Consider the following 13,222-nt stretch of genomic DNA (forward strand, 5'->3'; position numbering starts at 1 on the left):
AAACGGCTTAAACAAACGGCGCCCGAGCCACCAACTTATCAGTTGATGTTTCGGGCGCCGCGTGCGTTTGTGGCTTTAGGCCATGGTCGCGGTGTCAATCACGAAGCGGTAGCGAACGTCCGACTTGAGGACGCGCTCGTAAGCTTCGTTGATCTGATCGGCCGAGATAACTTCGATCTCTGCACCAATGCCGTGCTCACCACAGAAGTCCAGCATTTCCTGGGTCTCCTTGATGCCGCCAATTGCGGAGCCGGCGAACGAACGACGTCCACCGATCAAAGCGAAAGCGTTCACTGGAAGTGGCTCAGCAGGTGCGCCAACGTTGACCATGGTTCCGTCAACACGCAGCAACTGAAGGTAGGAGCTGATGTCGATCGAAGCGCTGACCGTGTTGATGATCAAATCGAAGGTCTTCTCAAGCTCAGTGAAGGTGCTCTTGTCACTGGTGGCGCGGTAGTCGCTAGCGCCCAACTTGAGTCCATCTTCCTTCTTCTTCAAGGACTGGGACAGTACGGTCACGTCGGCACCCATGGCGCTGGCGATCTTTACTGCCATGTGGCCCAAGCCGCCCAAACCGACAACTGCAACCTTCTTGCCTGGGCCTGCGCCCCAGTGGTGAAGTGGCGAGAAGGTAGTGATACCGGCGCAAAGCAGGGGAGCGGCAACATCAAGCTCGATGGAATCTGGGATGCTCAGTACGAAGTCTTCGGTGACAACCACGTTGGTGGTGTAACCACCCTGGGTGATGGTGCCATCGCGGTCGGTAGCACCGTAGGTGCCAACCGAGCCCTCGGTGCAGAACTGCTCTTCGCCAGCAACACAGTATTCGCACTTGCCACAGGAGTTGACCATGCAGCCAACGCCAACGCGGTCGCCGACCTTGTGCTTGGTGACCTCGGAGCCGACCTCGGCTACGATGCCAGCGATTTCGTGGCCTGGAGCCAGTGGGTAGGACTGTGGTCCCCAATCACCCTTGACGGTGTGGATGTCCGAGTGGCAGATACCTGCAAACTTGATGTCAATCAGAAAATCCTTTGGACCCACGGCCCGACGCTCAATCTGAAGTGGAACAAGTGCCTCAGTGGCCGATGGTGCAGCGTATGCGTTTGCCATAGTTGTCATAGGAGATTTTTCCTTTGTCTATCTGTTTACTTCTCATCGTGCACCGGTTCGGCGCACGGTGGTATTCAGTTACTGGCGGGTCCAGATTTTCACGCATGAGGGCAATCGAATCTTGAAAGATTCCCGTGCTCTGCTCACAGGCGCACAAGGTGCACCCAGAAGCATCAACGATGCCGGATACGTAAATAATCCCATCTCGCCGAGATTAGTGTTCTATTTTTAGCCAATGCACAGGAACGGTGCACTAGTTGTGAGCGGGAACGAGCTTTTGATTATTAGCGTTGCGTCGGGCAATGACGGCCAGACTGATAACGGGGATGAGCGTCAGCATGGCGATGCTCGCTCCAACAACTACCGGACCGGTGGTTCCAAGCTCAGTTTCCAAGGCTTTGCCACCGAGCCACGAAGCGATTGTAGTTCCCACATTAAAGCCCGCGACGGTGAGCGAAGAGGCCAACGTTGGTGAACGATCCCCATACTTGATGGCCAAGGAGGCAAGGATCGGGTTGGCGCCCAAACCAAAAAATCCGAGCAGGGTGATCAACACAATCATGGGCAGTTGCAGGCCGGAGAACAGGCACACTGAAACAAGAATCAGTGTGGACGCAGCGGGTGCAATGACTGTCATCACGTGTGGATGCGCGTCCCCTAAGCGGCCACCAATCAACGAACCGATCAGCGATCCCACACCAAAACCGATCAGCACCAAAGGTATGACCGATTCGCTGAAGCCGGTGCCGGTGATGAGCAACGGCGAAATATAGGAATAGGCCGAGAGCACGCCACCGGTGGTTGTGGCGCAGGCGGCCAAGGTCAGCCACAACCGCAGTGAACGCAGACCCGCCAGTTCACGAGGAATTGAGACCTGGGAATGTTTGGAAATATTGTGCGGAACAAAACGCGCTATCAGCGCCGCCGAGATGACCGCCAGGACAGCCAAGCCCCAGAATGATCCGCGCCAACCGAAGTACTGGGATGCAAAGGCGCCCAAGGGAACACCGAGTACGGTAGCGAGCATGCCTCCGGCATTGATAATTCCCAGCGCCCTAGACGCCATGCCCGGGCCAGCACTTTTAGCTGCAACGACTCCAGCGATGGACCAGAAAGCTCCGGTGGCCAGAGCAGTAACAAAACGAGCCACCATCAGCAGCGTGAAATCTGATCCCAAAGCGACAACCACATGTCCAGCAGCAAAGACTGCCAAGGACAAGATCAAGGTTAAACGCTGTGGCAATCGCAGGGTCAGCAGTGCCATCAGTGGTGCACCAATGACCATGCCCGCTGCAAAGACGGTGATCAGTAGTCCCGCTCGTCCCACGCTGACGTCAAGCTCGGCCGCCAGCTGGGTCAAGATGCCGGCCACGATGAACTCGGTGGTGAGCATCGTAAAGGTACCTACCGCCAAGACATATACGACCAGTGGGATTGACCGGTTGGCCTTGCCCCTCGTCGTAGCATCAGATCGCACCGCTACGCGGCGATCGTCTACGTTCATCAACGTCCTGTTCTATAAGAAGGAATCTTTCCATATCCATTACACCGTGACTGGAGCTATGCGAGAAAGGTTGCGTTTATAGGGGTACTGGTTGTACCCCCGAAAAACTTCAATCCTGACTTACCTTTAAAACATGACCGACCCGAAAAACCAGCGCAGCAACATCAAAGACTTCCTCACTAGCCGTCGCGCCCGCATCCGTCCCGAAGAAGTTGGGTTCGCTGTGGGGACTCGGCGTCGGGTCCCTGGGCTACGCCGGGAAGAAGTTGCAGTGCTCGCCGGGGTCAGTCCCGAATGGTACGCCCGACTAGAAAAGGGCAACATTTCAGGCGTCTCAGAAGAAGTGTTGCTCGCCGTGGCCACCGCACTGCGGCTAAATGAAGAAGAGCGCATTTATTTGCTGGAGCTGGCTCAGACCGCCCGGGGGAGCGCAAGTAAACCCGCGAGGCGTAAAAAGGTTGATCCGATCTCGCCCTCGGTGCAGTGGTTTATGGACTCAGCCACACTCTCGGCGACTTTTGTCCGTAACGGGCGATTAGATGTTGTGGCGTCAAACAGCTTGGGCCGGGCGTTGCACGCGCCCATGCTTAACAGTGACACCACCAAAGCCAACGCACACGCTAACTTTGCAAGGTTCCATTTCTTGGACCCAGCAGCCAAGGAGTTCTTCCTTGATTGGGAAGCTGGCGCAGCTGCGACCGCGGCGCTTCTTCGCGCCGAGGCCGGACGCGAGCCCAACGATAAGGCGTTGCAAGATCTCATTGGCGAGCTATCCACACTCAGCGACGACTTTAGAACACTGTGGGCCACACACAACATCCGCTTCACCCATGAGGGCATCAAGCGGCTGCAACATCCTGTGGTTGGTCGTTTGGATCTGGCCTACCGTTCCTTCGGCATCGCCCAGCTACCGCGTGCTGCCCACGAAATGAGCATTTATGTTGCTGAGCCAGGATCTGTGAGCGAAGAGAGTCTAAAGATGCTTTCCAGTTGGGCTTGCGCGCCAGAAGAGAAGTCTGCGCGCAGTAGCTAAGCGGATCATGATGATGTTCTCAGTTTGGGCTGGCCAGTCGAGATCTGCAGCTTTGGCCAATTCCCGGTAGGCTAGTACTTGGGTCAGCATGTTCTATGCAGACCCCGAATGAAAATAACTCCCAGGGCTGACCAACCGTTGGTCCCGACCGCCAGCTTCGCGGTCCTCGGTAGTGGCTTTCGCTCAAGTGCTTATCGCACGCTAGCGCGAGTCTCGATCGAAGACCAGATCTGGGTAGGGCCACACGGTTCGCTTATCCACCTAGCTGGGAGCGAACGAAAGGAGAACCCCCTTAATGGAGGGTCCAGAAATCCAATTCGCCGAAGCACAGATCGACAACGGTCGCTACGGCACCCGCACCATTCGCTTCGAGACCGGCCGCCTTGCTAAGCAAGCTGCAGGTTCGGCAATGGTTTACATCGATGATGAAACCGCATTGCTTTCGGCAACCACCGCCGGCAAGCACCCACGCGAAGGCTTCGACTTCTTCCCACTGACCGTGGACGTTGAAGAGCGTATGTACGCTGCCGGTCGTATCCCAGGTAGCTTCTTCCGCCGCGAAGGCCGCCCATCGACCGAAGCCATCTTGGCTTGCCGTCTGATGGACCGCCCACTGCGCCCAGCTTTCGTCAAGGGTCTGCGCAACGAGGTTCAGGTTGTTGTTACCGTCCTGTCCATCGATCCAGATGAGCTGTACGACGTTGTAGCAATCAACGCTTCCTCGATGTCCACTCAGCTTTCGGGTCTGCCATTCTCCGGCCCAATCGGTGGCGTTCGCGTTGCACTGGTTGACGACGGAAACGGCGCACAGTGGGTTGCTTTCCCACGCCACTCCGAGCTGAAGAACGCTGTCTTCAACATGGTCGTTGCCGGCCGTGTTGCAGGCGACGACGTTGCCATCATGATGGTGGAAGCTGAAGCTACCGACAACTCTTGGGAACTGATCAAGGAACGCGGCGCTCAGGCTCCAACCGAAGAGGTTGTTGCAGAAGGTCTTGAGGCTGCAAAGCCATTCATCAAGGTTCTGTGCGACGCTCAGGCTGATCTGGCTGCTCGCGCTGCCAAGGAAACCGTTGAGTTCCCAGTCTTCCGCGATTACGAAGAAGATGCTTTCGCTGCTGTTGAAGCTGCTGCTTCGACCCGCTTGGCTGAAATCTACACCATCGCTGACAAGCAGGAGCGCGACAACGCTGCTAGCGCTTACAAGGACGAAGTTCTTGCATCTCTGACCGGTGAAGGCAACACCTTCGCTGGCCGTGAGGGCGAGATCTCCAAGGCCTTCGGCGCAGTCACCAAGCACATCGTGCGCCAGCGCATCTTGACCGATCAGATCCGTATCGACGGACGTGGATTGGCTGACATCCGTCAGCTCTCCGCCGAGGTTGAGGTTCTGCCTCGCGTTCACGGTTCGGCAATCTTCGAGCGTGGCGAAACCCAGATCATGGGCGTAACCACCTTGAACATGCTGAAGATGGAACAGCAGATTGACTCGCTGTCCCCAGTGAAGTCCAAGCGTTACATGCACAACTACAACTTCCCTCCATACTCGACCGGTGAAACCGGCCGTGTTGGTTCACCAAAGCGCCGCGAAATCGGCCACGGTGCACTGGCAGAGCGCGCACTGGTTCCAGTGTTGCCAAGCCGTGAGGAATTCCCATACGCAATCCGTCAGGTCTCTGAGGCACTGGGCTCCAACGGCTCGACCTCCATGGGCTCGGTTTGCGCTTCGACCCTGTCGCTGCTGAACGCTGGTGTGCCACTGAAGGCACCAGTCGCCGGTATCGCTATGGGTCTGGTTTCGGACACCGTCAACGGCGAAACCCGTTACGCTGCCCTGACCGATATCCTCGGTGCCGAAGATGCCATGGGTGACATGGACTTCAAGGTTGCCGGTACTTCTGAGTTTGTTACCGCAATCCAGTTGGACACCAAGTTGGATGGTATTCCAGCTTCGGTTCTGGCCGCTGCGCTGACCCAGGCTCGTGAAGCTCGCCTGCACATCCTGAACGTGCTGAACCAGGCCATCGATACTCCAGATGAGCTGAACGTCAACGCTCCACGAATCATCTCCGTGAAGATTCCAGTGGATAAGATCGGTGAAGTCATCGGCCCTAAGGGCAAGATGATCAACCAGATCCAGGAAGACACCGGCGCTGACATCTCGATTGAAGATGATGGCACCGTGCTGATCGGCGCAACCGGTGGCGAAGCCGCTGAAGCTGCCCGCTCGGCCATTAATGCTATTGCTAACCCTCAGGTTCCTGAGGTTGGCGAGCGTTACCTGGGTACCGTCGTGAAGCTGACCACCTTCGGTGCGTTCGTTTCATTGACTCCTGGCAAGGACGGTCTGCTGCACATCTCCGAGCTGCGCAAGATCAACGATGGCAAGCGTGTTGAGGACGTCGAAGACGTTGTCGGCGTTGGCCAGAAGCTACAGGTTGAGATCACCAAGATTGATGACCGTGGCAAGTTGTCGCTGGCTCCAGTTGTTGAAGAGGACGAAGAAGCTGCTGCAGAGTAGTTTCTAGACTCCATCAAAAAACCTCGGTTCTCCACTTGGTGGGGGACCGAGGTTTTTTATACCCACTGCAGCGCCGCTGGGATTTCTTGGCTTGTGGTATTCAGCAAAAACACAAAACGCACCGGAGCTAAAAACCATGTGGTTCAAAGATCCGGTGCGTTTCAGAGAACTTAGTGCTTAGACCAAGTTCTTGTCGTAGAACTCGCGTAGTGCAACGCTCTTCTGCTTAGCGATCTCGTCCCACTCATCAATGGATGCCGAGTCGTCAGCGTAGTCAGATGGAATCTTGAAGATCTGCAGCGGAATATCAAAGCGCTGGCAGATGCTGGCGTAGGCGTAGCCTTCCATGTCCACCAAGGAAGCACCGAGCTCCTTGATGTGAACGCGCTGCTCATCATTTGATACAAACACGTCACCAGTAGCCATCACGGCTTGGAAGTCGGGCAGAACGATCTCGCCGGTGGGATCTACGTCCGCCGAAGGCAATGGGAAATCATGCTGGATGAGTTTCGTGACCTGGTAGATGGTCTCAAGGCTTGGACGGTCTTCGTCTGCATGTCCCACAACACCAGCGGTACCCAGAACGATGACATTCTTGATATTTCCGTCAGCAAGGGCGCCTGCCAGAGCAACCGATGCATTGATCTTGCCGACGCCTGAAATCAGGTGTTCTACATCTGCAAAGGCTACTGCTTCGTCTTGATGCGCAAAGACGAGCAAGGACTTCTGATCCGACATGAATTTCCCCTCTAAATGAAGTCAGCTCGGGTAGATTACTGCACCCGAACGTCCTAAGAAGTCTACCGGTTACGACTCATTAACAGGCATCGATTCTCGGTAGGCACAACGGATACACTTTATTCATGAGTGATATTGAACTTGCTGAAGTTGAAAGCTTTGCCTTGGATCACACCAAGGTCAAAGCGCCCTACGTGCGAAAAATTGGAGTTGAGCGTGGGCCTAAGGGCGATGCAATCACCAATTACGACATCCGCTTTGTGCAGCCAAACCACGGTGAAATCCCTACCGCTGGTCTGCACACGATTGAGCACACCATGGCCGGACTACTGCGCACCCGCATCGATGGCCTGATTGATTTCTCCCCATTCGGCTGCCGTACCGGCTTCCACATGATCTTGTGGGGCGAGCCCGAGCCAGCAGAGGTCGCTGCAGCGGTCAAAAGCTCGTTGGAAGACATTGCAGAGAAGATCACCTGGGACGATGTTCCAGGCACCGAAGCAAAGAGCTGCGGTAACTACCGCGACCACTCGCTGCACTCGGCACGCGAATGGGCCAAGGTAATTCTGGAACAAGGAATTAGCCTTGATGCCTTCAAGCGTTCCAAGCTTGCATAAATAGCTCGCTAATTTTCTCGGGATCTCGTGCTTCTTCTACGGAGAAGCACGAGATCTTTTGCGTTTTGCAGGCCACGAATAAATCAATGGGGCGCACCGTCTCAGCCAAACCCTAGGTGCTTTGGGTAGCATGGTTGATATGCGCAAAGTTCTTTCCTCAGCTGCCGTAGTAGCCTTCATTATTTGCTCAACCAGCGGATGCGCGGATCTAGATTCGGCCAGAACGGCCACCATCTCTCAGGGATGCCAAGATGCCATCTCGGCACAGAACAAGACTTGGTCAGATAAAGATGCCTCCGAAACCAAGATCAAAGAGGCTGAAGCCAAGGGCTTAGACGCATGCAAGGACTTGGACGAATGGAGCACCGCAGTTTCGTACAATCCGGGCTCCGTGGGTTACGAAGAGTTGAGTGTTGAAGAAGCGGCGAACTCTGCCTACCTAGCTTGTTCTTCGATTGACCCGGAACACAAGACGCCAGTATGTGATGACGCTGCAAAGCGTGGATACCTCGACGAGTCCTAAACAAACTAGTTTTGCGCCAAGCCGCGCGCGGGTTGAACCTGTAGAGAACAGGGGCGGCCCGGCATGGCCTGTTCCTGTTTTGAGCAAATCTGAAGTTATCTCGGGGATCTTGGCCCTTCTGGCCAAAATTTAATGTGAACCGTGGCACTTAGTGACTCGGTTTTCGCTCGCCCTCGCATCTCTGAGCGAACCCTGAAAAAGACCGAATTTTCGGCACTCACCAAAATGCTTGTGACGCACCTCTTGTTTCATTGGATAGTTGTTGCCCAAGCTTTTGTTGATCTGTATGAGGGTTGGGGCACCTTCAAGACTCTAGAGTGAGTCGGGTAACAAATGAGCTTTGAGAAACACGGAAAGTCGCAATGTCGCGTTCGTAGAGCAGTACGCTTCTGCGAGCTTTTCGCGGTGCCTATGGGCCAAGGCTGATCTTCACATTTTTGGAAAGCGGAGACCGACCACAATGCCAAACACTGAACTCGACGAGCAAGATCCGAGATTAGAACAAGCCGAGGCCGCCTCGGCGACGGCAGATAGTAGCGATAAGCCACGCGTACCACGCGGCGTAGGCACGCTAGCCTTTACCGAATTCTGGGAACGTTTTTCGTTCTACGGTCTCAACGGCATCCTGACCTTCTACCTTCTGTACACCGCCTCCGAAGGCGGCCTAGGAATTGACGCGGCGTCCGCATCGGGCATCGTTGGCGCCTACGGTGGTTCGGTCTACTTGGCTCAGCTGCTCGGTTCGTGGATGGGCGAACGAGTCATCAGCCCAAAGTGGATGGTATTCATCGGTGGCATCATCATCGCCGCCGGTCACGTCGCATTGGCCTTCATCTCAGGAATGACCGGCTTGGCTATTGGCCTGGGCTTGATCATCTTGGGTACCGGCGCACTGAAAACCAACATCACTAACATCGTTGGACTCGCCGTTGAAGGCCAAGATGAAGGTCGTCGAGACGTAGGATTTGCCTACTTCTACCTGGCCATCAACATGGGTGCCGTCACCGGACCACTGGCTTCGGGCTTCGCCCAGAACGAGTGGGGATTCCACGTAGGCTTCGGCTTGGCAGCAATCGGTATGTTGGTTTCGTTGGGCGTATATATGGCTTCCATGGCCAAGCTTCCAGCGAAGTCTGGTGTTGTTGAACGCCCCATCGAAAAGTCCAAGCTGGTGCGTCTGAGCATCATTGCCGTGGTGGTCTTGTTGGCCATTATCGTCATCTTGTCTTCGGGATTGCTCCCTGCCTCATCGCTGTCTGCCATCACCACTGTGCTGATTCTGGCTAGCGCCGCGTGGTACTTCATCATGATGCTTGGCAGCAAGGAAGTCACCAAGGACGAGAAGCGTCGTGTGAGCGCCTACCTTCCGTTGTTCCTGGCTGGTGGCCTCTTCTTTGGCCTGCTGTTCCAGCAATCAACCACCATTGCAATCCTGATTTCCGAACGCGTTGACCTCGTCATTGCCGGGTGGAGCGTTCCGGTTGCTTGGATCACCATGCTTGCGCAGTTCGCTGCAGTGCTGATTACCCCATTTGTCACCTACTTCTGGGGCAAATCGGGAAACAGCGGTCCGGGTGCACCGTCCAAGTTTGCGGTTGGCATGTTCCACATGGGTTGCGCGTACATCATCATGCTCCTTGTGCTCAAGATGTATGAAGGCGCATTGATCCCGCTGTTGCTCATCGTGCTTGTCATGATGGCTGCCGGTGCTTCGGAAGTCTTCGTTGGACCGATAAGCCTTTCACTGGCTACCCGTATCGGTCCTGAGCGCTTCCGTTCACAAATGGTCGGATTGAACTTCTTGACCCTGTCCCTAGGCTCGGCTTTCTCCGGACTCTTCGGCCAGCTCTACACCGTCATCAGCGATTACTCGTACTTCATCTGCATCATCGGTGCCGGCGTGATTGTCGGTATCGTACTGTGGATCTTCCGCCGGAAGCTACAGGAAAACCTGTACGCCGGGCTCTAAGCATCACAGTCTAAAACCTCCACAGGCTAGAACCACCACAAAGCCCGTTGGATTAATTGATCCGACGGGCTTTGTTGTATCCGCAGATAGTTCGGGTGAAGAACTGCACAGGAATTTTGTCTACTTTTGCTGAGGGGCAAAGGTACGGTTGAAGGCATGGCTTCAGTTGAGAAAGATTGCGCAGCTCTGCGCCCCGGCAGAGGCGGCAGGCTCAGATGATCATTTCTGACCTACTCGCTATGGAAGCCACCGGATGCCGGCTGATCGCAGGATCCGAGGGCATCAATCGAGAAATCCTCTGGGCACACAGCTGCGAATTGCCAGACCCCTACCGTTGGCTGGGACAGAACGAACTGTTGATGACCATCGGTCACTGTGTACCCAATGATGCGCAGGAACAAGTTGAGTTCATCCGCCGTCTGGAACGCGCTGGCCTTTGCGGAGTGGTGGTCGAGGATAACGACCTAGCACCACAGCTGCATCCCGAAGCACTAGAGACGGCGAACCATCTCGGGCTTCCGGTGATGTTGATGAAACGTGCAGTTCCGTTTGCCAGCATCGTGCGCATGGTCGCGGCAGCCAACAAGAGTAACCAAGCGCAGCAGCTGATGACGCTGAACCATTTGTATCGGGCAGCCCTGGGCGAGTACGAACACCCTTCTGGCTTTGCGCAACAACTGGAGAGTGTCTTCAAGGTTGCCATGACGGCAGTGGATGTAGCTACCGGTGTTGATGTACTTCCTGGATCGCTCACCGTAGATAGTTCAGAGATCAAGAAGTTGGCATCTGAGGTCTTGCCTTATGGGCAAGGGATGATCAACCGCATGGGTTCATTGCGCGGGGGAGAACTTTCGGTGTGGAGCCTTCCGACGCAACGCTCCACGGTGTTACTTGTGGAAGAAAGCCCTGGCTCTATGCTGGATTCTTTCACCATGACCCATCTAATTCAGGTCATCGCCGGGGAAGTTAATCGCCGGACTCATACCGCCCTTGGATTGGCGCATCAGCGCCGACACTTGCTCCCTGACTCGCTGGAGAGCAGTACTCCGCAAGACCGTTTGGTACGCGATGCCACCCAACTTGGACAACCAGTTCAAGACCTCATGGTGGCCATTACCTCCACGAACAATGAAGAGCTGGTCTTTTCATCCTTGAGCTTGGCCGGTATCGCCCACGCCAGTCATATACAAAATGGTTACTACGCGTCACTCGTACGCTCTGCGGACTTGCCGGTGCTTCAAAGTTTGAGCGAATACCATGGCATTGGAATTGGCATCTCGCCGACCATCACCAACCTTGGTGGGGTCAAAGATGGGCTACTTCGAGCACAGGTAGCCTACGAATCGTCGGACGGCCCGAAAACCGGAATTGTGCGTTATGACGAAGTCAGTTTTTCCTTAGCTCCGAAGTCCGAAAGCCAAGCCAAAGAAATTGTGGAACGCGTCTTGGGGCCGCTACGTCAGGCCGGTTCCTCTGAACAGAGCCTGATCGATACGCTCTGCGCTTACCTCGATGAAAACCGAAACTGGATTGAAACCTCAGCGAAGTTGGGGATCCACCGTCAGACCTTGAGCTACCGAATCGGGCGAATCGAACAGCTGACCGGCAGAAACCTGAAATCGAGTAAAGATCTGGCCGAGTTATGGATCGCAAGAATCGCGCTGAAGCGTAGCTGAAATTCGTGCCGATAGCTGACGTTTCACCGGCAAGTGTGCTGCTTGGCGGTTGCTTGCGCCCCACCGTTCTGTGGGAGAATGAGAGCAAAGTTCCAAGCCTTGAACAGGCTTATTTCTGAAGATTTAAGGACGTATATTCGTGGCCATGATTCCATTGCCGTTGCATTCGGTGGAGACAAATCAGTTCTCTCCGGCAGACCCGGCGGACCCTACCTTGGTCCACCGCGGAGAGGGCGGCTCTGAAGTCCGGCGCAGTATCTTGCCTGGTGGCGTTCGCGTACTTACTGAAGCCATGCCCGGACAACGCTCAACTACCGTAGGCTTCTGGGTTCCAGTGGGCTCACGCGATGAAGAGGCCGGCCACTACGGGTCAACCCACTTCCTAGAGCACCTGTTGTTCAAGGGAACAAAAAAGCGTTCCGCTCTGGAGATCGCGCAGTCATTTGATGCTGTGGGTGGCGAATCAAATGCCGCAACCGCCAAGGAATCGACCTGCTACTACGCACGGGTACTCGATACCGATTTGCCGATGGCACTGGATGTCATCGCGGACATGGTCACCTCGGCAGTCATTGACCCACAAGAGCTGGAGCAGGAACGCGGCGTCATCATCGAGGAATTGGCGATGGACGCTGATGATGCGACAGACGTAGCCCACGAACGTTTTGTTGCCCGAGTCTTGGGGGAGCACCCACTGGGTCGCCCGATTGGTGGCACCCCAGAAGAAATCAACAACATCAGCCGTGAAGCAGTGATGGAGCACTACCGCGCCCATTATCGTTCGAGCGAACTGATCATTACCGCCGCTGGCTCGCTAGAGCATGACACGTTGTGCACCATGGTGCTTGAAGCCCTGGGTGAAGCTGGCTGGGATCTAGATCCGCTGGCCGTGCCTGAACCGCGACGTGCGGCGCAACCGGCGCAGATCACCTCAAAGGCTGGCATTGAAGTCGTCAACCGTCCAGTGGAACAGGCCAATATCATCATGGGCTGCGCTGGCATCACCGGGCATGATGAACGCCGTCAGGTTTTGGCCGTCCTCAACGCCGTACTGGGTGGGGGAATGAGCTCACGTTTGTTCCAGGAAATCCGCGAAAAGCGTGGACTGGTGTACTCAACCTATTCCTTCTCGGCCGCTTACACAGATGCAGGTTACTTCGGTATGTATGCCGGTTGCGCACCGGCTAAGGCTGGCGAAGTCATCACGTTGCTCGGTGCTGAATTGGATCGGTTGGCCAGCGAGGGAATAACTGAAGCCGAGCTAACCCAAGCTAAGGGTCAGCTTGCTGGCGGCACTGTACTGGCTCTGGAGGATCCGGGAAGCCGTATGTCGCGTCTTGCACGCGCAGAGATGGTTACCGGCGAATTCCAAGACATCGATGAAGCCTTGGAGAAGGTGAACGCGGTGTCCGCCAAGCAAGTTCAAGAGCTCGCTCAGGAACTGGCCGCCAAGGACCGAGTCATCACCGTTGTCGGTCCGTTCGAAGACGAGGCCGCTCTGGGTCTATAGGTCCTATGAAAAACCGCG

General features: G+C 55.5%; 10 protein-coding genes. 7 read left to right on the plus strand and 3 right to left on the minus strand.

What is annotated here, in order from left to right:
* Positions 1-75: 75 nt before the first annotated feature.
* Positions 76-1,122: an NAD(P)-dependent alcohol dehydrogenase gene (locus ACT3RW_RS05100; protein ID WP_444613034.1), complete on the minus strand. Its 1,047-nt coding sequence runs from the start codon at positions 1,120-1,122 to the stop codon at positions 76-78.
* Between the two features lie 244 nt (positions 1,123-1,366).
* Positions 1,367-2,617, minus strand: coding sequence for an MFS transporter (locus tag ACT3RW_RS05105; RefSeq protein WP_444613035.1), 1,251 nt, complete (start codon positions 2,615-2,617; stop codon positions 1,367-1,369).
* Positions 2,618-2,750: 133 nt separating this feature from the next.
* Here ACT3RW_RS05105 and ACT3RW_RS05110 point away from each other — a divergent pair, with 133 nt between their 5' ends.
* Both ACT3RW_RS05110 and ACT3RW_RS05115 read left to right on the plus strand, forming a co-directional pair.
* Positions 2,751-3,650: a helix-turn-helix transcriptional regulator gene (locus ACT3RW_RS05110; RefSeq protein ID WP_444613036.1), complete on the plus strand. Its 900-nt coding sequence runs from the start codon at positions 2,751-2,753 to the stop codon at positions 3,648-3,650.
* A 295-nt stretch (positions 3,651-3,945) separates the two neighbouring features.
* Positions 3,946-6,171, plus strand: a complete 2,226-nt coding sequence (locus ACT3RW_RS05115; protein WP_131089957.1) for a polyribonucleotide nucleotidyltransferase — start codon at positions 3,946-3,948, stop codon at positions 6,169-6,171.
* Between the two features lie 177 nt (positions 6,172-6,348).
* Here ACT3RW_RS05115 and ACT3RW_RS05120 read toward each other — a convergent pair whose 3' ends face one another.
* The gene (locus ACT3RW_RS05120) at positions 6,349-6,909 is read right to left on the minus strand and encodes a phosphorylase family protein (protein ID WP_444613037.1); all 561 of its coding nucleotides are present in this window, start codon (positions 6,907-6,909) and stop codon (positions 6,349-6,351) included.
* A gap of 125 nt (positions 6,910-7,034) precedes the next feature.
* Between ACT3RW_RS05120 and ACT3RW_RS05125 the strand changes: the two genes are divergently transcribed.
* From ACT3RW_RS05125 to ACT3RW_RS05145, 5 genes are all read left to right on the plus strand, one after another.
* Positions 7,035-7,526 (plus strand): S-ribosylhomocysteine lyase, encoded by a 492-nt coding sequence (locus ACT3RW_RS05125; protein WP_131089955.1) that lies wholly within the window; start codon positions 7,035-7,037, stop codon positions 7,524-7,526.
* Positions 7,527-7,656: 130 nt separating this feature from the next.
* Positions 7,657-8,049: a hypothetical protein gene (locus tag ACT3RW_RS05130; RefSeq protein ID WP_262198100.1), complete on the plus strand. Its 393-nt coding sequence runs from the start codon at positions 7,657-7,659 to the stop codon at positions 8,047-8,049.
* Positions 8,050-8,509: 460 nt separating this feature from the next.
* On the plus strand, positions 8,510-10,018 hold the full coding sequence (locus ACT3RW_RS05135) for a peptide MFS transporter (protein ID WP_444613038.1): 1,509 nt from the start codon (positions 8,510-8,512) through the stop codon (positions 10,016-10,018).
* Positions 10,019-10,233: 215 nt separating this feature from the next.
* Positions 10,234-11,694 (plus strand): PucR family transcriptional regulator, encoded by a 1,461-nt coding sequence (locus tag ACT3RW_RS05140; RefSeq protein ID WP_444613039.1) that lies wholly within the window; start codon positions 10,234-10,236, stop codon positions 11,692-11,694.
* 139 nt (positions 11,695-11,833) lie between these two features.
* On the plus strand, positions 11,834-13,204 hold the full coding sequence (locus ACT3RW_RS05145; RefSeq protein ID WP_444613040.1) for a M16 family metallopeptidase: 1,371 nt from the start codon (positions 11,834-11,836) through the stop codon (positions 13,202-13,204).
* The last annotated feature ends 18 nt before the right edge of the window (positions 13,205-13,222 follow it).

This window comes from Glutamicibacter sp. AOP5-A2-18 (genome assembly GCF_052446055.1).
GTDB lineage: Bacteria > Actinomycetota > Actinomycetes > Actinomycetales > Micrococcaceae > Glutamicibacter.